We start from the raw sequence: 18,328 nt of genomic DNA, 5'->3' as shown, positions 1-18,328 counted from the left end.
GGAGGCGCCAGGCGCCGTCAGCGCTCCCAGGACCGGGGGCGGTCCAGCGCCTCCCACTCCGTGCGGAGCAGGCCGAGGATCGCGTTGTCGTGGCGGTGGCCGCGGTGGAGGCAGGAGGACCGGCGGACGCCCTCGTGGACGAAACCGGCTCCGCGCAGGGTGGCGAGGGCCGCCGCGTTCCCGGTGTGGGTGACCGCTTCGACCCGGTGCAGCGGCAGTTCGCCGAAGGCCAGGTCGGTGAGGGCGGCGAGCGCGTCGGACCCGATGCCCCGGCCGCGGTGCTCGGGGGCGAGCAGGAGGTACGCCTCGGCGGTGCCGTCGACGAAGTCCTCCTCGACGAGGGCGATGTGCCCGGCCGGTGTGCCGTCCGCCAGGAGGATGAGGAAGTCGTCGCGGTCACGGTCCTCCACGTAGGCCTCGACGCGCTCGCGGAACTGCTGGAGCGCACCGGGCCAGACGCCGATCTCCTGAGCCGCCACCGGGTCGGCGCGCCAGTGGTGGATCAGCTCGGCGTCGTCGGGCTCCAGCGGGGTGAAGGCGACGTCACGGCCCCGCCAGCATCGTTCCCGCGCGGCGTACTGCGCCGCGTCGTGGTGCTCGCCCTCGTGCTCGCTCATGCGTTCGTGCTCGCTCATGCGCAGATCGTACGGACGGGCCCAAGCGGCGGAAAACGGGTTTCCGTACCCGGCGCGGGGGCCCGGTCCGGGTACGGAGCGGTGTGCGGCCGGGCTCAGTCGACGAAGACCGCCGTCGTGTAGGCCCAGGCCCCCTCGTGCCGGACGAAGCGGCTCTTCTCGTGGAGGGAGTCGGGGCGTCCGTCGTCGGTGTAGTGGGCGCGGAAGGCGACCGTTCCGGTGGAGTGGAAGGCGCTGCCCTCGGTGGTGTCCAGGATCTCCAGGCGCACCCAGCGCATCGCGGGGTCGAAGTCGACGCCGGGCGGGCGGGTCTCGGGGTGCCAGGTACGCAGCAGGTACGCCGCGTCCTGGACGGCGAAGGCCGCGTACCGGGAGCGCATCAGGGCCTCGCAGGTCGGTGCGGCGGCACTGCCGGAGTGGAACCGGCCGCAGCACTCCCCGTAGGCGGCGGACAGCCCGCAGGGGCACGGGGAGGCGGGGGTGATCCGCGGGGCGGCGGACGCCCGGGGCCGGGAGGCGCGTCGTGACATGGGTCCATTGTGACGCGTGCGGGGGGCGGGGCGAGAGCGAGGGCGTGGGCGCCGTCGCTCCGCGTGCCCCGCCCCCCGCAGGACCCGGAGGCGCGGGTCAGGGCTTGCGGGCCACTCCGGCGTAGCCGGGGATCGGCTCGTCGCCGGGGACGTCGATGACCTCGCCCAGCTCCGGATGCCAGTCGGCGGAGAGCGTGACGCCCGGTTCGACCAGTTCGAGGCCGTCGAAGAAGGCGGTCAGTTCGGCGTGGCTGCGGGGCCGCAGCGTCATCCCGCGCTCCTTGTACATGGCCCGTGCCTGCGCGGCGCCCTCCGGGTTGAAATCGCCGGTGGTGTGCGAGAGCACCAGGTAGCTGCCGGAGGGAAGCTGGTCGACGAGCTTGTCGACCAGTTCGCCCGCGCCGTCCTCGTCGTCGATGAAGTGGAGCAGGGCCAGCAGCGACAGGGCGATCGGCCGGTCGAAGTCCAGGACCTTGCCGGCCTCCGCCAGGATGGTCTCGGGCTTGCGGGCGTCGGCCTGGATGTACTCGGTCGCCCCCTCGGGCGTGGAGCGGAGCAGGGCCGCCGCGTGGGCCAGCACGATCGGGTCGTTGTCGCAGTAGACGACGCGGGCGTCGGGAGCGGCCTGCTGGGCGATCTGGTGGAGGTTCGGCTCGGTGGGTATGCCGGTGCCGATGTCCAGGAACTGGCGGACCCCGCTCTCGGCGAGCCAGCGGGTGGCCCGGTGCATGAACGCCCGGTTGACCCGCGCCATGTCACGTCCCCGCGCGTCGAGGGCGAGCAGTTGGCGCGCCATCTGTTCGTCGACCGGGTAGTTGTCCTTGCCGCCGAGGAACCAGTCGTACATGCGGGCCGGATGCGGCTTGGTGGTGTCGATCTCGAGGGGGTGGTGCTCTGGTCCGGTCATGGCGTGCTCCGTGGTCGGGGTCCGTGGGTCGACGATGGGGGAACGGGTACGCGGATGCGGGGTACGAGGGGCGGAGCGCGGTCTCAGGTGAGCAGGAAGTCGGCCTGGCCGGCCTTGGCCCCCTGGATGAACGCGGCGATCTCGCCGTTGGAGTAGATGAGGGCCGGTCCGTCCGGGTCCGCGGACTGGCGAACGGCGACCCGCCCGTCGGCGAGTTTCATCGCCTCGATGCAGTTGCCGCCGTTGCCGCCGCTCCACGGCTTGTACCAGCCTTCGGAGCCGAGGTCACCGGCCGGCATGCCGTTGTATATGTGGTTCATCACAGCTCCTTGCGGAAGTCCCGGAGGATTTCCTTCGTGCGTTGTGCAGTCGCGGCCTGAGCCGCCATGCGGTCCATGACTTCGAGGTAGGAGGCCACCTCGGGGCGGGCGTCGAAGTAGACGGCTCCGGTCAGGTACTCGCTGTAGACCATGTCGGGGAGTTCGGGGACGGCGAACCGGAAGAGGACGAACGGGCCGTAGGTGCCCGGGTGGTGGCCGGTGGCGAACTCCGCTATCTGCAACGTGACGTGGGCCAGCTCGGTCGCTTCGAGCAGCTTGTCGGCCTGCTCGCGCATCACCCGGGCGCTGCCGACGGGACGCTGCAGCACGGTCTCGTCCATGATCACCCACAGCTTGGGGGCGTCGGGCTTGGCCAGCAGGGACTGCCGCTCCATCCGCAGCGCCACGTGGCGCTCGATGTCCTCCGGGCGGGTCTGGCCGACCGCTCCGGTGCGCATCACGGAGCGGGCGTACTCCTCGGTCTGGAGCAGTCCGGGCACGAAGTGGGGCTCGTACATGCGCAGCAGGCTCGCCGCCCCCTCCAGGCTGACGTACATGCTGAACCAGTCGGGCAGGACGTCGTGGAAACGCTGCCACCAGCCCGGCTTGTTCGCCTCCTCCGCCAGGTCGACGAAGGCGTCGGCCTCCTGGTCGTCGACGCCGTACGCCTTCAACAGCAGCTGGACGTAGGGGATCTTCAGCCCGACCTCGGCCGTCTCCATCCTGCGTATCGTGGCCGGGGCGACCCGGAGCACCTTCGCCGCCTGGTCGCGGGTGAGGCCGACACGCTCGCGCAGATCCTGCAGGCGCTTGCCGAGAACGACCTGGCCCACGGTCGGGGCGGACCGCGGTTCGCTCACTTCAGACCTCCCCATGCGCTGTTTGCGAGCAGTGTGCCATGCGCACACCCGCGACGACACGGCCACTCTGCAAATTTCAGAGTGCCTCTTGCCAAGTGTCATCGTCAGGGGGAGAGTTGGCTCCCGAACCAGTTCGCTCAGTCACGCCCGCTCCCGGCCCGCCGGGGGGACGAAGCGTGACGCAGCCCCCACTGTGAGGAATCGGTCGTGGCACCTGGCAGTGCGCTCATCCCCCGGCTCATGGACCTCAGCCCCGGGACGGAGGCGCTCCGTTACTGCTTCGCGCTGCCGGCGCGCCCCGGGTCGGTGGCAGGCGCCCGCGAGCTGACGCGCGCCCGGCTGGACGCCTGGAAGCTGGGCCGCGACACCTGTGACGCCGCTGTCCTGATCGTCTCCGAGCTGGTGACCAACGCGGTGGTGCACACCGCGAGCACCCGGGTGGTGTGCGAGCTGAGCCGTCCCGGCGGACGGCTGCGGATAGCCGTGCAGGACCAGGGCCACCAGCCCGGCGGCCCGCGGTTGCGCCGTTCCTCCGACGACGAGCACGGCCGCGGTCTGCTCCTCGTGGACGCGATGAGCAGCGCCTGGGGTTCGCACGACGCGGGGGACGCCTCCGGGCGCATCGTCTGGGCCGAGCTGCCGCACGACGCCGGGAAGCACTCCGGCGCCGAGCAGCCGTGTTGAGGCACGCGCTGGCCCGGCTGCGGACGGGGCGCCGGGACCGGACACCCGAGCAGGCCCGCGTCGGCCGGACGCGGCTGGCCCTGCCGGGCTCGATGTCGGTCTCCCTGGGCTGCGACGCGGTCGGGGTGCCCGCCCGGCACGGCTTCCGCCTCATGTCCCACCTGCCGCGTACCGGTTGCGTCTTCGCCGACGCGGACCGGTGGTGGTGGATCGTCCCGGCCGGCTCCGACCTGGAACTCGACTGGCCCGAGCAGGTGACCTACGCACGGGACGCGGACGTGCCCGGCGGGCGGCCCCGGCTGATCCACTCCCCGGACGCCCCCACTCCGTACACTCCGCCCATCCCGCTCTTCCTGATGGTCTGCCAGCTGACCGGCGTGGCGCCGCGCTGGTCCTCGGCCGGAGAGCCCCGCGCCGTACCGGCCCCCTGAGCGGCGGGTCGAGCCGGTCCGGACGGCCTGCCGCTCAGGGGGCCGGGGGTCAGGGCCGGTCGAGGTGGGCGAGGCCCGGGTGGACCTCGGTGTACCGGTCGAGCAGCCGCCGGGCCACCGTCACGGAATCGACCAGCGGGTGCAGGGCGAACGCCTGGACGGCCGCCGCGCGGGATCCGCTCTCCGCCGCCTCCAGCACCGCCCGCTCCACGGCCTTCACCGTGCCGACCAACCCGAGCGCGTGGTACGGAAGCGGCGGGACGGCCAGCGGACGCGCCCCGTTCGCGTCGACGAGGCAGGGGACCTCGACGACGGCGTCCGCGTCCAGGGCCGGAAGCGCGGTGCGGTTGCGGACGTTGAGGATCAGCGAGGCGCGTTCGTCGCGGGCGACGGCCCGCATCAGGGCGAGCGCGACCTGTTCGTAGCCGCCGGACTCCAGGTCGCCCCCCTCCCGCTCCCCCGCCCCGGCGGCCTCGCGGTTCTCCGCCATGTACGTGGCCTCGCGCTCGGCGCGGGTGCGTTCCCAGGCGGCCAGGGCAGGAGCGTCCGGCTCGCGCATCCGGGCGTAGAAGCCCTCCTGCTGGTCCTGGAGGAAGGCGCCCCGGGTGCGCTCGGCCCGCCGGTGGGCGCGGACGGCTTCCCGGTTGAAGTAGTAGTAGTGCAGGTACTCGTTGGGGATCGCGCCCAGCGACCGGAGCAGGTCCGCGCCGAAGAGGCGGCCCTCCTCGAAGGAGCCGAGGAGCTTCGGGTCGGCCAGCAGCCGGGGCAGCTCGTCCCGGCCGTCCACGTACAGCCCCCGCACCCACCCCAGGTGGTTGAGGCCCGCGTAGTCGATCCGGGCGCGGTCCGGGTCGGCCCCCAGGACGCGGGCGATGCGCCGGCCCAGCCCGACCGGGGAGTCGCAGATCCCGATGACCCGGTCGCCCAGGTGCCGGGACATGGCCTCGGTGACGAGGCCGGCCGGATTGGTGAAGTTGATGGTCCAGGCGTCCGGGGCGATCCGGGCGATGCGCCGGGCGAGGTCGAGGGCGACGGGGACGGTGCGCAGCCCGTAGGCGACGCCTCCGGCGCCGACCGTCTCCTGGCCCAGCACGCCCTCGTCGAAGGCGATCCGTTCGTCGGCGGCGCGGCCGGCCAGACCGCCGACGCGGATGGCGGAGAAGACGAAGTCGGCGCCGCGCAGCGCCTCGTCCAGCTCCGTGGTGGCGACGACGGCGGGGGCGTCCGCGACGTCCCGGCCCTGTTCCGCCAGGACACGGGTGACGGCGGTGAGCCGGTCGGCGTCGGTGTCGTACAGGGTGACCCGGGTGACGCGGCCCTCCGCGTGATCGCCGAGGAGGGCCCCGTACACGAGAGGCACCCGGAATCCGCCACCGCCAAGAATTGTCAGCTTCACGCTGCTCGATGGTACGGGCAGGTCCGGCTCCCCCGGCGCCGCCCGCGCCCGGCGCCCTCCGCGGCGCCGCCCGCCCCGTCGGGGCGCACGGCGCGGCGGAGCGCACGGTGGCGGCCCGGTCCGTGGGCGTGGTCCGGGGCCGCCGCGACCGTGCCCCGGTCAGCGGGTCAGGCTGTCGGCCGGTCGGACTGCCGGCCGTGGGTCAGTGGCCGTTCCACCAGCGGGTGACCGTCTGCCAGAGCCGGGCGGGGGCCGCGGGCCGGCGCTGCGGCGGGATCGCCGCCGCCGGGGCGGGCTCCACGGGGTCTGGCACCGGCGCGGGTGCGGCCGGTGCGGGGCGGGGCGGGGCGCCGGGGGCGTGGGCGGGCTGCGCCCCGGCCGCCTCGTGCCGGGGCTCGGGGACGGTCCTGGCCGGGGAGGAGATCTCCCAGGCGTCGGCCGGGCGGGCGTTGCGGGACATCACCGAGAGGGGGTCGGCGTCCAGCTTCTGCTGCGGACTGGGGGCGAACTTCACCGGCAGTTCGACCAGATGGCGGGACATGATGTTGCCGACCCAGCGCAACTCGCTCTCCTCGACGCCGAGTTCCAGGTCCGGCAGGCGCATCAGGAGGGCGTCGACCCCGACGTCGGCGATGGCCCGGCCGATGTCCTGGCCCGGGCACTCGTGGGGGCCTCCGCTGAAGGCGAGGTGGGCGCGGTTGCCGCCCATGTCGGCGCGGAGGTCGGGGCGGACCGCGGGGTCGGTGTTGGCGGGGGCGATCCCGACGAGCAGGGCGTCGCCCGCCTTGATCCGCTGCCCCCCGAGCTCGGTGTCGCCGACCGCCCAGCGGCCGAAGACGGCGGTGAACGGCGGCTCGTCCCAGAGGGTCTGCTCCACCGCCTCGGGGACGGTCATGTGGCCGCCGCTGAGCCGGGCGCGGAAGCGGGGGTCGGTCAGGACCATTCGCAGCACGTTGGCGATGAGGTTGGCGGTGGACTCGTAGGCGGCGATCAGGGTGAGGCGCAGATGTTCGACCACCTCGACGTCGGTCATCTTCGCGGGGTGTTCGACCAGCCAGCTCGCGAAGTCCGGCTCGGGGGCGGCGCGGCGGCGTTCCACCAGCCGGGTCAGGACGGACACGACGTGGGCGTTGCTGCTCACGGCGGTCTCGGTGCCGCGGATCATGTCCCGGGCCGCCTGGACCAGGCGCTCGTCGTACTCCTCCGGCATGCCGAAGATCGCGCACACGACCATCATCGGCAGGTGCTCCGCGAACTGGCCGACCAGGTCGGCGGAGCCCTTCTCGCAGAAGTCGTTGACGAGCCGGTTGCTGAAGCGGTTGATGTGGCGGCGGACGCCCCGGGTGTCGATGCGCGCCATGCTGTCGGTGACGGCGCCGCGCTGCCGTTCGTGCTGGGTGCCGTCGGCGAACACGCAGACGGGCTGCCAGGTGAAGATCGGCGCGAGCGGGTGGTCCGGGGCGACGGTGCCGTCCTGGAGGGCGCGCCAGCGCCGCGAGTCCCGGGAGAACTGGGACGGCGTACGGGTGAGGTGGAGGTTCTCGCTGTGGCCGAGCACCAGCCAGGCGGGGACGTCGCCGTGGAGCAGGACCGGGGCGACCGTGCCGTGTTCGGCGCGGAGTTTGGCGTAGAGGCCGGCGGGGTCGTTCTCCGCCTCGGGGCCGTACAGGCGGCGCAGTCCGCCGGGGCCGATGTCGAGGTTGTGGGCCGGGCACTGCGGCGGGGGGACGGCGCCGGGCTCGTGGTGGAAGGGGGTTGTCACAGGGTCTCCAGGGATCAGGATTCCGGTGCCGGTGCGCGAACGGGGGCGGGCCCGGCCGGGGTCGTGCGCCGCGGGATGGCGTACGACCCGGCCGGGGCTCCGGTCGCGGGGCTCCGGCGCGTACGGCGTCAGGCGAGGGGGACGGCCAGGCTGTGCAGGTAGCGCATCAGGGTCATCAGCACGTCGCGGCTGGACGTGCGCAGCCGGGCGTCGCAGTCGATCATCGGTACCTCGTCCGGCAGGTCGAGGGCCCTGCGCAGGGCCCCGACCGGGTGGTGCGGTGCGTTGGGGAAGGTGTTCACGGCCACCACGAACGGCACGCCGCGCTCCTCCAGCCGCCCGATGACGTCGAAGCTGACCTCCAGCCGTCTCGTGTCGATGAGGACGACGGCGCCGAGGGCGCCCTCGAAGAGGCCGTTCCACAGGAACCAGAAGCGCTCCTGGCCGGGGGTGCCGAACAGGTAGAGGACCAGTTCCTCGCTGAGGCTGATGCGCCCGAAGTCCATGGCGACCGTGGTGGCGGTCTTCGTCTCCACCCCGGCGTTGTCGTCCACGCCGACGCCGGCCTGGGTCATGGTCTCTTCGGTCGTCAGCGGCCGGATCTCGCTCACCGAGCCGACCATGGTCGTCTTGCCGACCCCGAACCCTCCGACGATCACGACCTTCACCGCGGCGGTGGCCGTGGTGGGCAGGACGTCCTCGCTGCGGGGTCCGGTGATCGTGTCAGAGCTTCTGAAGTCCATGCATCACCGCTTCGAGAAGGGACCTGTCGGGGAGCGTGGCGCGGACGATCGGCGCGCGCGACTCGATGAGTTCGGTCGCGAGGAGATCGCTCAGGAGCGAGGTGACCACGCTGAACGGCAGGCCGAGGTAGGCCGAGATCTCGGCGACGGACAGGGGGGACTGGCAGAGCCGCAGGATGGCCGCCTGCTCGGGCTGGAACGTCGGCGAGGGCTCCGCCTGGGCGACGACCATGGTGACGAGGTCGAGCGCGTCCCGGCCTCCGGTGTCGAGGTCGCCCGTGATCACGTACAGCCGTTCCGGATCGTGGAGGTCCGGGTCGGCCTTGCGGCGCTCCCGTCGGGGTCCGCTCATCCGGACTGCCCGCCGTGGCGGGGCGGACTGGTCAGGTGGGCTCCGATCCGCACGACCATGTCCCGCATGCGGGCCCCGACGAGTCCGGCGTCGACGGTCTCGCCGGCCAGGACCGCGAGGTAGGCGCCGGTGCCAGCCGCCATCAGGTAGAAGAACCCGCCGGTCACCTCGATGACGACGAGCTTCATGAGGCCGTCGCTGTACGGGATCTCGGTGGCCACCGCGGCGGCCAGGCTCTGCAGTCCGGCGCAGGCCGCCGCGAGCCGGTCGGCGACGTCGGGGTCGCCGCCGTGCATGGCGATGCGCAGGCCGTCCGACGAGAGCACCACGATCTGGTGGATGCTCGGGACGTCGTCGGCCAGCTCCTTGAGCATCCAGTCCATGTTTCCCCGCTGCTGGATCACTTCAGGTCTCCCTTGTCCCACGCGTCATCGGAGTCTTCGCCGTGCTTGCGTTCCTGCGGTACGCCGTTGACGGCCTTGGTGAACGCCTCCAGCCACAGGCCGGGGGGCTTCTCGCCGCCGCTTCCGTCGCCCGCGCCCCGGTCCCGGCCCGGCTGGGCGCCGTTGGCGTGGGCGGGGGCCGGCGGGGGCTGCTGCGGGAGGTTGTGCGAGCCGAGCGGGGCCCGGCCCCGGCTGCGGCGCTGCGGCAGCCCGTTCTCGGTCCACTCGGTGACCACGGGAACGTCGTCCTCCATGGCCGCCGCGGGGACGGCCGGGCGCGGGGCCGCGGGGGCCGGTGCGGCCACGGACGGCACGGGCCCGGTCGCGGCGGGCTTGGGCTTGCGCTTGCCGGGCGGCGGCACCACGTGCTGGAGCTGCGACATGTCCAGCGAGCTGGTGGGCCGCGAGGTGGCGCCGATGCCGTGGGCGATGCCCGGGGCGGGCCCGGTGGTGATCATGTCGCGCGGTACGACGAGGACGGCGCGGACGCCGCCGTACGCCGACTGACGCAGCGACACCTGGAGCTGGTACATCCGGGAGAGCCGGCCGACGACGGCCATGCCGAGGCGCGGGGACTCCCCGAGGTCGTTCATGTTGATGCCGGCCTGGGCCTGGGCGAGCATGTTCTCGGCGCGGGCGCGGGCCTCCTCGCTGAGGCTGACGCCGCCGTCCTCGATCTCGATGGCGATGCCGGTCTGCACCTCGACCGCGGTGACGTGCACCCGGGTCTGGGGCGGGGAGTAGCGGGTGGCGTTGTCGAGGAGTTCGGCGCAGGCGTGGATGAGCGGTTCGACCGAGGTGCCGACGATGGCGACCTTGGCGATCGAGTGCAGATCGACGCGCTGGTACTCCAGGATGCGGGACATCGCACCGCGCAGCACGCTGTACAGCGGGACGGGCTTGGGCCACTGGCGGCTGGGCCGGGCGCCGCCGAGCACGGCGATGGAGTCGGCGAGGCGGCCGATCAGCGCGGTGCCGTGGTCGATGCGCAGGAGGTCGTCGAAGACCTCGGGGTTGCGCCCGTAGTGGTCCTCCATCTCCCGCAGTTCGCTGGCCTGTCGGTGCACGATCGCCTGGACGCGGCGGGCGACGCTGACGAAGGCGCGCTGGGCGGAGTCGCGGCGCGCCTCCTCGTTGTCGATGACTTCGAGGACCTGGCGGATCTGCTCGCGCAGCGCCTTGGGCAGATGGCGGTTGGCCACGTCCGCGTCGACGATGTCGCGCATCACCTCTTCGGGCGAATTGCCCACGCGCAGCCGCTTGATCGCGGCGGGCATGACTTCCTTGGTCAGCCGTACCGTCTCGGCGTCGTGCGAGAGGATCCGGTGGTCCAGGTAGGCGATGCGCTGTTCGTACTCCGCCCGCTGCACGCGCATGGCGTGCCGTCGGCGGTGCAGCGCCACGGTGAGTACGGCGACCAGGAGCGTGGTGATCGCGCCGCACACGGCGACTGGTATCCGCGCGGCCGGGGCGACCAGGGCCGACCCGGCGGCGGTCGCGCCGAGGATCAGCACCACGGGAAGCAGGACTACGCGGACGACGGGTACTTCTCTGTCGGTCGGCGGTGATTCAACACGGACCATCTAAAACCCTCTGGCGGTTGATTCCGGGATGTATGCGCACGTGAGCGGAGACTTGAGGAACAAGCGCTCGAATTCATCTCAACTCGTCTTCACTGCGCGTGAGCTTAGCCAGATCAGAACAGTGCTTCGGCATATTCACCCAACCCCCTGCGGAAGCTCGCGGAGAGGAATACACTCGCCAGTTTTTGCACTCAGCGCTTCTGTGCGTATGCGGTGAGTGAGGATGGCCGGAAAGTGCCTGCCCGGGAAGTCACACAGGGCGGAAAACGCCGCCGTCGCTGGTTACTTACGGGCCAAGTAGGGTAAATCGCCACAGCATTGCCCCTGTTCACCGCCCAGAACAGGTCAACCACACACGTGAACGAAGGGGATCGAAAGGCGCAGATTCGCGACCTCCGGGAGGGTGACGCGCCGCGCAACCGCTCTGACGGGCCTCCAGGGCCCCGCGCCGAGGCGGGCACGCGGGGTCCGTGCCGCGACGCACCGAGGCGGGCCCGCGGCTCCGGTGCGTCACGTCGGTCCCGCGCCGGAGCGCCGGCTCAGTGCCGGGCTCCGCCGAGCCGCCCCTCCAGCTGGATCAGCAATTCGCCGAGCCGGGAGCCGAGTTCCTCGCGTCCGCTGTCGTCGAGGCCCGCGAGCACCGTGCGTTCGTACGCGAGCTGCCGGGGCAGCAGCCGGTCCACCAGGGCCCGGCCCTCGTCGGTGAGGCGGACATGGGCGACCCGGCGGTCCCGGTCGTCGCCCCGGCGGTCGACCAGGCCGCGTTCCCGGAGGGCGCGCAGCCGCTTGGTGACGGCGGCGCCCGAGGAGAAGGTCTCCCGGGCAAGCTCGCCGGGGGTCAGCTCCCGGTCGGTCCGGCGCACGGCGCCGAGGAGGTCGAATTCGGCGCGGGTCAGCCCGGCGGAGCGCAGCGGGGCGTCCTCCGCCTGCTGGAGCAGGGCGGCGCAGCGGTTGATCCGGCCGATGATCTCCATCGGCCCGGTGTCGAGCCGGGGATGGACGGCCTGCCACTGCCGGACCACCGCGGCAACGATGTCGTCGGTCACTCCGCTCCGATCGAAGGGGCGCGGGCCGTGGAGGTCGTACCCCCTTCCGGCCCCCGCCGTCGTGCTGTCGCGGCGAGCGTACGGTGTCCGGCCCGCTCGGCGGCGAGCAGGCGCTCCTCGGGCAGGGCCCGCTGCCACCATTCGCCCGCGGCGGTGTCGCCCGCCTCGCGCAGTTCGACGAGGCTCGCGGTGAGCGTCCGGCGCGCCCGGTCCCGGTCTGCGGACGCGGCCCCGGGGTCCGCGCCGGTCCGCTCCGCCTCCGCGCGCGCCCGGTCGGCGGCGTCGAGCGCCCGCTCGACGCGGCCCGCCGCCCGCCGGTTGGTGACGAGCACGGCGGCCAGGAAGCCGGCGACGGCGCCGAGGACGGTGTCCAGGACCCGGTCGCCGATCAGCTCTCCGGCGGGGTGGGCCCCGCCGAACTCCAGGACCAGCAGGGCCATCGGCGTCACCGCGGTGGAGCCGAGCCAGTAGTTGCGGGTGATGAGGGCCTCGGCGGCGAAGCTGAAGAAGAGGCAGCAGCAGACGAGGGCGAGCGGGCCGGTCCGGGACACGGGCAGCACGGCGGCGAAGACGAGTACGCCCAGCAGGTTGCCGAGGGTGCGCTGGAGGGTCCGGTTCCACGACAGGGTGACGTTGGCCTGGTAGAGGGAGGCGGCGGTGACGATCGCCCAGTAGGGGCGGCCGACGCCGAGTGCGGCGCAGAGGTACCCGGCGAGCGCGCAGCCGGTCAGGGTGCGGACGGCGACGGGCAGCAGCGGCGAGCCGGGGCCGAGGCGGCCCAGCAGCGCGCGGCGGGCCGCGCGGCGGCCGTCCGGTCCGCGCAGGGCGGCGCGTTCGGCGTCGATCCCGTACAGCTCGGCGGCGGTGCCGGGGGCGGGCGGCGGGGTGGGGACGGGGCCCCTGGCCCGGGTCCGGGCGGCCCAGTCCCGCAGGCGGTCCGGGTCCGCGGCCCCGCCCCCGGGGCCCGGGGCGGCGAAGGCCGCTTCCGCGTGCACCACCAGGCGTTCCAGCGACCGGCGTGCGGGGGTGGCGGGGCCGGAGGCGAGCAGGCACTGCCAGGCGGCGTGCACGGCGGCGGCAGCGGCGTTGCGGGTTCCGGGCCCGGGGTCGGCGGCGCACCCGGCCGCCGCCTCCAGGGCCCGGGCGACGGCCCGGCGTTCGGGGCCCTCGCGGCGCACCAGGGCGGGCGCGAGGACGACCAGCCAGGCGAACGCGCCCGCGCCGAGAGTCAGGGCGAGGTGGCCGGGGATCTGCTCGGGGCGCTGGGGGGCGAAGAGGGCGGCCGAGCTGACGAAGGTGAGGATCACATGGCCGGGCGGCCCGATCCGGGTGGCGTCGCACGCCGCCTTCTGGACGGCGGCGAGCAGGGCCCCGACCGCGATGAGCACGGCGGTCGAGCCGGTGAGGGCCGCGGTGGCCAGGGAGAGGGCGAGGCCGGCCGTCATGCCGAGCACGACGCCCGTGACGGCCCGGGCCCGCCGGGCGTACGGCAGGCCGTGCCCGTAGAGCGCGCAGAGCGAACCGGCCATGGCGTAGATCACGAGGTCCAGCCGCCCGAGGGCCAGGAGCGTCAGGTGGGGGACGGCGGAGGCGACGACCACGCTGAGGGCGGGCTTGAACCAGGTGTCCGAGGGGCGCGACAAGCGCAGGGCCGGGGCCACCGGAAGCCTGCGGACAGGAAGCGGGGCGGTACGGACGGAGGGCCGCGCCGGACGGTCGGGTGTATCGCTCACCCATATACGTTAACAGGTATTACACCTGTAAATTAATTGGCCCCTGTTCGCGGGGCGGCGTCTCGGGCACACTGTCCCGCGAACGGCGCGACCCGCGTTCTTTGAACTTTCATGCACCCACTACGATGACGGGCGATGACCAGGGTGAGCAGGCGGAGCGACCAGCAGTGGCGGCGCTCCCGCACGCCTCTCGCCCTGGGCTGGACCTTCTTCCTCCTGGCCATGCTCTTCTGCTGTTCGGCCGCCGCCCCGTCCGCGGCCGTACCGGTCGCCGCGGCCCCCGGTCCGGCCGCCGCCCGCGCCTTCACCCCGATCCCCCAGGCGGCCTTCGAGCCCGTCGTGCTGGCCACGCCGGGCGACAGCGGGCTCGGTACGTCGTGCCACGGCGGTTCGACGCACACGGTGGCCGTCGTGCTGCCCGTACCGTCGGCCCCCGCGGGCGTCCCCTCGCCCGTGGCGCGTGTCCCCGCCGCTCCGCTCACCGGGGCCGCGGCCATCAGGGGCCCCGCGCACGACGGGGTGCGTTCCGTCGATCAACTGCGTCTCCAGGTTCAACGGGTCTAGAACCCGGGTTCCGCTCCCCCGCCGCGCCCCGGCGCCGGTTCACCGGGAGCGGCGTTCCGCATGCCCTGAACCCCTTTCCCCCTCATGCATCGCCCCGTATGCACCGGTTGAACGACGAGGACTTCCCATGGCTTCCACCCAGAATCCGAACAACCCGGCCGCGGCCCGCCGCGCCAAGCTCGAAGAGGCCCGCCGCAAGGAGCGCGCCCGCGAGCGCCGGGGCCGCATCCTCACCATCGGCGCGTCGGTCGCCGTGGTCGCCGCCCTGGTCGCCGGCGGCGGCTACCTGATGGCGCAGGCCGACGAGAAGGAGAAGAAGGACCAGCAGGCCAAGACCTCGCCGGTCACCGGCGAGCGCAGCTGGGACAAGCTGACGCAGGAGCACGTGGCGACCAAGGTCGACTACCCGATGAACCCGCCCGTGGGCGGCGACCACAACCAGGTGTGGATGAACTGCAACGCGGACGTCTACACCCACGAGCTGCCCAAGGAGAACGCCGTGCACTCGCTGGAGCACGGCGCGGTCTGGGTCACGTACAACGAGAAGGCGTCGGACGCGGACGTCGAGGCGCTCGCCAAGAAGGTCAAGGCGACCCCGTACTCCCTGATGAGCCCGGTCAAGGACCAGAAGGACCCGCTGATGCTCAGCGCGTGGGGCAAGCAGGTCACGGTGAAGAGCGCGTCGGACGACCGGGTCGCGCAGTTCTTCACCAAGTACGTGCAGGGCCCGCAGACCCCCGAGCCGGGGGCCGCCTGCACCGGCGGGCTGGACAAGTGACCGCTCCCGCCCCGTCCCGCGCCACCCGCCGGATGGTGGTCGCGGGGGCCGGTGTGCTGCTCGTCGCGCTGGGGCTGGTGGCGCTGATGGTCGTACGCCCCTCCGCGGCGTCCCCGTCCGGGGCGCCCTCGTCCCTGTCCGCTCCGGCGGAGGACTCCGTGGACGCGGGCTTCGCCCGGGACATGGCGATCCACCACCAGCAGGCGGTCGAGATGTCGTTCATCGTGCGGGACCGCACCGACGACGAGGACGTGCGGCGTCTCGCGTACGACATCATCAACACCCAGGCCAACCAGCGCGGCATGATGCTGGGCTGGCTGGAGGTGTGGGGGCTGCCGAAGAGCGCGGCCGGGCCTCCGATGGAGTGGATGGGGCACACCGTGGCGCCGACCGGTGACGGTGCGCTGATGCCGGGCATGGCCACCGACGCCCAACTGGCGGCGCTCACCGCCGCGAAGGGCGAGAAGGCCGAGGTGCTGTTCCTGCGGCTGATGACTGTGCACCACCGCGCCGGCGCGGACATGGCGCGGGCCGCCGCCGACGCGGCGGAGACGGACGTCATCCGGGATCTCGCGGCGGGCATGGTCCGCGGCCAGCGGTCGGAGATGGGCCTGATGGCGCACATGCTGGAGGAACGGGGCGCCAAGCCCTGAGCGACGGGCCCCGGGCAACGGGTCCTGAGCACCGGACGCCGGGCGACGGACTCCGAACACGGCAGGGGCGGTCACGGCCGAGGGCCGCGGCCGCCCCTGCCGTGTCCGCCCATCACATAGGCTCGGCGACGATATGAAGAGCATCCTCACTCCGCTGGGGCCCAAGGCCGACAAGGACACCGTGCGACGGCACAATCTGAGCCTGGTACTGCGCGCCGTGCGGGACGAGGGCGAGCGCGGCGAGGCGACCCGCGCCGGGGTGGCCGCCCGCGTCGGGCTGACCCGGGCGGCGGTGTCCTCGCTCGTGGAGCAGTTGATGGACAGCGGGTTCCTCACCGAGTCGGGCAAGACGTTCAGCGGGCAGGCGGGCCGCCCCGGCACCGCGCTCAAGGTGGCCCGCACAGGACCGGCCGGGCTCGGCGTGGAGATCAACGTCGACTACGTCTCGGTCTGCGTGGTGGACCTGGCGGGCACCGGGCGGGTCCGGCAGACCGAGCACCTCGACAACCGGGGCGCGCCCGCCGGGGAGACCCTGGCACGGGCCGCCCGGCTCGCCGCCCGGACCCTGGAGTCGGCGTCCGAGCAGGAGCTGCGGCCGGTGGGCGCGACGCTGGCGCTGCCGGGCCTGGTCTCCGGCGGCTCGGTGCGGCAGGCCCCCAACCTGGGCTGGAACGAGGTGCCGGCGCAGGAGGTGTTCGCCGACGCGCTCGCGGCCCTGCGCCCCGGCCGCCCGGCTCTGCCGGTGGCCTCGGAGAACGAGGCCAACCTCGCGGCCCTGGCCGAGCTGTGGTTCGGGGGGCTGGAGGACGTACGCACCTTTCTCTATCTGACCGGGGAGATCGGGGTCGGCGGCGCCCTCGTCCTGAACGGCGAGCTGCTGCGCGGGGCGCACGGTTTCGCCGGGGAGATCGGCCATGTGGTGGTGGACCCGGCGGGCCCGGAGTGCCGGTGCGGCTCGCGGGGGTGCCTGGAGCAGTACGCCGGGCAGACGGCGCTGCTGCGGTCCGCCGGGATCGAGGGCCCGGGCGGCGCCGGCGGGGTGCTGGAACTGGAGCGGCGCGCGGCGTCGGGAGATCCGCGCGCGGTGGCCGCCGTCGGGGAGGCGGGCCGGATGCTCGGCCGGGTGCTCTCGGGGGCGGTGAACCTGATCGACCCGGACGCGGTGGTGCTCGGCGGGATCTACCGGGGCCTGATGCCGTGGCTGTCGCCGCCCGCCGGCGAGGAGCTGGCCGGCCGGGTGGTGTCGGGGCTCTGGTCCCCGGGCGGCGGCAGGCTCCGGGCGTCGTCGGTGGCGGGCGACGCGGCGCGGGGCGCGGCGGCGCTCGTGGTGCAGAGCGTGCTGGACGATCCGGTGGCGTACGCGGATGCGGTGGGGGCGTCCGGCGGGTGAGGGGCGGCGCCCCCTCCCGGACGGGTGCGGCCCGGTGGGCACGGATGCGCCGGGACCCCGGCGGGCGAATGGGGCTCGCAGGGGGGCGGGCAGGCGGGAGGGCTCGCGGGCCGTGCGGGCGGGCCGGGGCCGTTGCCGGTCCCGGCCCGCCCGGTGTCAGCGTGTCAGCGCACGGCCAGCAGGTGGTCCATCGCGAGCTGGTCCAGGGCCTCGAAGGCCATGCCGCGCTCGGCTGCGGCGTCCACGTCGAAGTCCTCGTACGCGGTGCGGTCGGCCAGCAGGCCCGCCAGGCCGTCGCCCGCGGTGGGGCGCGCCAGTTCGTCCAGGCGGGACGCGCGCAGGGCCGCCCGCACCTCGGGGTCGGCGCGGAAGGCGGCGGCGCGCTCCTTGAGGATGAGGTAGTTGCGCATGCAGCCGGCGGCCGAGGCCCAGACACCGTCGTGGTCCTCGGTACGCGGGGGCTTGAAGTCGAAGTGGCGGGGGCCCTCGTAGCCGCTCTCCAGCAGGTCGACGAGCCAGAACGCCTGGCGCAGATCGCCCGCTCCGAAGCGCAGGTCCTGGTCGTACTTGATACCGGACTGGCCGTTGAGGTCGATGTGGAAGAGCTTGTCCGCCCACATGGCCTGGGCGATGCCGTGCGGGAAGTTGAGCCCGGCCATCTGCTCGTGCCCGGTCTCCGGGTTGACGCCGACCAGCTCCGGGCGCTCCAGGCGCTCGATGAAGGCCAGGGCGTGGCCGATGGTGGGCAGCAGGATGTCGCCGCGCGGCTCGTTCGGCTTGGGCTCGACGGCGAAGCGGAGGTCGTAGCCCTGCTCGACGACGTACTCGCCCAGCAGGTCGAACGCCTCCTTCATCCGGTGCAGGGCCAGGCGGACGTCCTTCGCCCCGCCGGACTCGGCGCCTTCCCGGCCGCCCCACGCGACGAAGGTCTTCGCCCCCAGTTCGACGGCGAGGTCGATGTTGCGCAGGGTCTTGCGGAGCGCGTAGCGGCGTACGTCGCGGTCGTTGGCGGTGAAGCCGCCGTCCTTGAAGACGGGGTGGGTGAAGAGGTTCGTCGTCACCATGGGCACCACGAGCCCGCTGTCGTCCACCGCCTTCCGGAAGCGCTGGACGATCCGTTCGCGCTCCGCCTGCGGCGATCCGAAGGGGATCAGGTCGTCGTCGTGGAGGGTCACGCCCCAGGCGCCCAGCTCCGCGAGCCGCCGCACCGCGTCCACGGGGTCGAGGGCCGCGCGGGTGGCGTCTCCGAAGGGGTCCCGGCCCTGCCAGCCCACGGTCCACAGCCCGAAACTGAACTTGTCCTCCGGAGTGGGAGTGAAGCGCTCCGTCATCGTCCGACCGCCTTCGCCTGCCGTCGGGACGCCCGGCGGAGAGCCCGGCACCCCTATTTGTTCAGTGTCATGATTAATTAAGCACACCGCATCGGGACGCGGAAGCCCCCTGCCGTACGGAGCGGCAGCCCCCTGCCGCACGGAGTCGGCCGCCGCACCCCACGGGGAGCCGCATCACCCCCTGGGC

The 18,328-nt window shown here is 73.4% G+C and carries 20 protein-coding genes; 6 read left to right on the top strand and 14 right to left on the bottom strand.

The genetic code is table 11. The annotated features are described in order from the left end of the window. Positions 1-17 precede the first annotated feature (17 nt). The 5 genes from AMK24_RS19850 to AMK24_RS19830 form a co-directional block, all read right to left on the bottom strand. Entirely contained in the window at positions 18-635 is a 618-nt protein-coding gene (locus tag AMK24_RS19850; protein ID WP_384578243.1) for a GNAT family N-acetyltransferase, read from the bottom strand. Between the two features lie 95 nt (positions 636-730). Continuing rightward, positions 731-1,165 carry a YchJ family protein gene (locus tag AMK24_RS19845; protein ID WP_073770136.1) on the bottom strand — a complete coding sequence of 145 codons (435 nt, stop codon included), beginning with the start codon at positions 1,163-1,165 and terminating at the stop codon, positions 731-733. Between the two features lie 97 nt (positions 1,166-1,262). After that, positions 1,263-2,072: an SAM-dependent methyltransferase gene (locus tag AMK24_RS19840; protein ID WP_073770135.1), complete on the bottom strand. Its 810-nt coding sequence runs from the start codon at positions 2,070-2,072 to the stop codon at positions 1,263-1,265. Positions 2,073-2,155: 83 nt separating this feature from the next. Next, on the bottom strand, positions 2,156-2,392 hold the full coding sequence (locus AMK24_RS19835; protein ID WP_010058136.1) for a DUF397 domain-containing protein: 237 nt from the start codon (positions 2,390-2,392) through the stop codon (positions 2,156-2,158). Continuing rightward, entirely contained in the window at positions 2,392-3,252 is an 861-nt protein-coding gene (locus AMK24_RS19830) for a helix-turn-helix domain-containing protein (protein ID WP_073770134.1), read from the bottom strand. Before AMK24_RS19830 ends, AMK24_RS19835 begins: the two co-directional genes overlap by 1 nt. 207 nt (positions 3,253-3,459) lie before the next feature. On the opposite strand from AMK24_RS19830, the gene AMK24_RS19825 reads away from it, so the two are divergent. Beyond that, on the top strand, positions 3,460-3,936 hold the full coding sequence (locus tag AMK24_RS19825) for an ATP-binding protein (protein WP_073770133.1): 477 nt from the start codon (positions 3,460-3,462) through the stop codon (positions 3,934-3,936). Next, entirely contained in the window at positions 3,930-4,367 is a 438-nt protein-coding gene (locus AMK24_RS19820; protein ID WP_073770132.1) for a hypothetical protein, read from the top strand. The genes AMK24_RS19825 and AMK24_RS19820 overlap by 7 nt, the downstream gene beginning before the upstream one ends. A gap of 49 nt (positions 4,368-4,416) precedes the next feature. On the opposite strand, the gene AMK24_RS19815 is transcribed toward AMK24_RS19820, so the two are convergent. The 8 genes from AMK24_RS19815 to AMK24_RS19780 all read right to left on the bottom strand — a co-directional run bounded on the left by AMK24_RS19815 (position 4,417) and on the right by AMK24_RS19780 (position 13,425). After that, positions 4,417-5,763, bottom strand: a complete 1,347-nt coding sequence (locus AMK24_RS19815; protein ID WP_073770131.1) for a 6-phospho-beta-glucosidase — start codon at positions 5,761-5,763, stop codon at positions 4,417-4,419. 202 nt (positions 5,764-5,965) lie between these two features. Next, a complete protein-coding gene (locus tag AMK24_RS19810) occupies positions 5,966-7,525 on the bottom strand; it encodes a cytochrome P450 (RefSeq protein ID WP_073770130.1) in 1,560 nt (519 codons plus the stop codon). Positions 7,526-7,653: 128 nt separating this feature from the next. Then, entirely contained in the window at positions 7,654-8,268 is a 615-nt protein-coding gene (locus AMK24_RS19805; RefSeq protein ID WP_073770129.1) for a GTP-binding protein, read from the bottom strand. Beyond that, complete coding sequence (locus AMK24_RS19800) at positions 8,249-8,620, bottom strand: DUF742 domain-containing protein (protein ID WP_073770128.1); 372 nt, start codon at positions 8,618-8,620, stop codon at positions 8,249-8,251. Before AMK24_RS19800 ends, AMK24_RS19805 begins: the two co-directional genes overlap by 20 nt. Next, positions 8,617-9,024: a roadblock/LC7 domain-containing protein gene (locus AMK24_RS19795; protein WP_006128841.1), complete on the bottom strand. Its 408-nt coding sequence runs from the start codon at positions 9,022-9,024 to the stop codon at positions 8,617-8,619. Before AMK24_RS19795 ends, AMK24_RS19800 begins: the two co-directional genes overlap by 4 nt. Continuing rightward, positions 9,021-10,646, bottom strand: a complete 1,626-nt coding sequence (locus AMK24_RS19790) for an ATP-binding protein (protein ID WP_073770127.1) — start codon at positions 10,644-10,646, stop codon at positions 9,021-9,023. The genes AMK24_RS19795 and AMK24_RS19790 overlap by 4 nt, the downstream gene beginning before the upstream one ends. 539 nt (positions 10,647-11,185) lie before the next feature. Further along, complete coding sequence (locus AMK24_RS19785) at positions 11,186-11,692, bottom strand: MarR family winged helix-turn-helix transcriptional regulator (RefSeq protein WP_073770126.1); 507 nt, start codon at positions 11,690-11,692, stop codon at positions 11,186-11,188. Next, positions 11,689-13,425: an FUSC family protein gene (locus AMK24_RS19780; RefSeq protein ID WP_073770125.1), complete on the bottom strand. Its 1,737-nt coding sequence runs from the start codon at positions 13,423-13,425 to the stop codon at positions 11,689-11,691. The genes AMK24_RS19785 and AMK24_RS19780 overlap by 4 nt, the downstream gene beginning before the upstream one ends. Before the next feature lie 135 nt (positions 13,426-13,560). On the opposite strand from AMK24_RS19780, the gene AMK24_RS19775 reads away from it, so the two are divergent. The 4 genes from AMK24_RS19775 (at position 13,561) to AMK24_RS19760 (ending at position 16,810) form a co-directional block, all read left to right on the top strand. Beyond that, complete coding sequence (locus AMK24_RS19775; protein WP_073770124.1) at positions 13,561-13,989, top strand: hypothetical protein; 429 nt, start codon at positions 13,561-13,563, stop codon at positions 13,987-13,989. Positions 13,990-14,116: 127 nt separating this feature from the next. After that, entirely contained in the window at positions 14,117-14,767 is a 651-nt protein-coding gene (locus AMK24_RS19770; RefSeq protein WP_073770123.1) for a DUF3105 domain-containing protein, read from the top strand. Further along, on the top strand, positions 14,764-15,420 hold the full coding sequence (locus AMK24_RS19765; RefSeq protein WP_242435193.1) for a DUF305 domain-containing protein: 657 nt from the start codon (positions 14,764-14,766) through the stop codon (positions 15,418-15,420). The genes AMK24_RS19770 and AMK24_RS19765 overlap by 4 nt, the downstream gene beginning before the upstream one ends. 133 nt (positions 15,421-15,553) lie before the next feature. Beyond that, positions 15,554-16,810 carry an ROK family protein gene (locus AMK24_RS19760; RefSeq protein WP_073770122.1) on the top strand — a complete coding sequence of 419 codons (1,257 nt, stop codon included), beginning with the start codon at positions 15,554-15,556 and terminating at the stop codon, positions 16,808-16,810. A 164-nt stretch (positions 16,811-16,974) separates the two neighbouring features. Here AMK24_RS19760 and xylA read toward each other — a convergent pair whose 3' ends face one another. After that, complete coding sequence (gene xylA, locus AMK24_RS19755) at positions 16,975-18,141, bottom strand: xylose isomerase (protein WP_073770121.1); 1,167 nt, start codon at positions 18,139-18,141, stop codon at positions 16,975-16,977. Between the last annotated feature and the right edge of the window lie 187 nt (positions 18,142-18,328).

This window comes from Streptomyces sp. CB02366 (assembly GCF_001905905.1).
Classification (GTDB): Bacteria; Actinomycetota; Actinomycetes; order Streptomycetales; family Streptomycetaceae; genus Streptomyces.
Note: the sequence above shows the minus strand (reverse complement) of the source record. Positions and strands in the feature narration are given on the sequence as shown.

What these genes read in the sequence shown, in the direction of transcription:
- AMK24_RS19850 (WP_384578243.1), bottom strand. Translation starts at nt 635, where the DNA reads ATGAGCGAGCACGAACGCATGAGCGAGCACGAGGGCGAGCACCACGAC.
- AMK24_RS19845 (WP_073770136.1), bottom strand. Translation starts at nt 1,165, where the DNA reads ATGTCACGACGCGCCTCCCGGCCCCGGGCGTCCGCCGCCCCGCGGATC.
- AMK24_RS19840 (WP_073770135.1), bottom strand. Translation starts at nt 2,072, where the DNA reads ATGACCGGACCAGAGCACCACCCCCTCGAGATCGACACCACCAAGCCG.
- AMK24_RS19835 (WP_010058136.1), bottom strand. Translation starts at nt 2,392, where the DNA reads ATGAACCACATATACAACGGCATGCCGGCCGGTGACCTCGGCTCCGAA.
- AMK24_RS19805 (WP_073770129.1), bottom strand. Translation starts at nt 8,268, where the DNA reads ATGGACTTCAGAAGCTCTGACACGATCACCGGACCCCGCAGCGAGGAC.
- AMK24_RS19800 (WP_073770128.1), bottom strand. Translation starts at nt 8,620, where the DNA reads ATGAGCGGACCCCGACGGGAGCGCCGCAAGGCCGACCCGGACCTCCAC.
- AMK24_RS19790 (WP_073770127.1), bottom strand. Translation starts at nt 10,646, where the DNA reads ATGGTCCGTGTTGAATCACCGCCGACCGACAGAGAAGTACCCGTCGTC.
- AMK24_RS19775 (WP_073770124.1), top strand. Translation starts at nt 13,561, where the DNA reads ATGACCAGGGTGAGCAGGCGGAGCGACCAGCAGTGGCGGCGCTCCCGC.
- AMK24_RS19770 (WP_073770123.1), top strand. Translation starts at nt 14,117, where the DNA reads ATGGCTTCCACCCAGAATCCGAACAACCCGGCCGCGGCCCGCCGCGCC.
- AMK24_RS19760 (WP_073770122.1), top strand. Translation starts at nt 15,554, where the DNA reads ATGAAGAGCATCCTCACTCCGCTGGGGCCCAAGGCCGACAAGGACACC.
- xylA (WP_073770121.1), bottom strand. Translation starts at nt 18,141, where the DNA reads ATGACGGAGCGCTTCACTCCCACTCCGGAGGACAAGTTCAGTTTCGGG.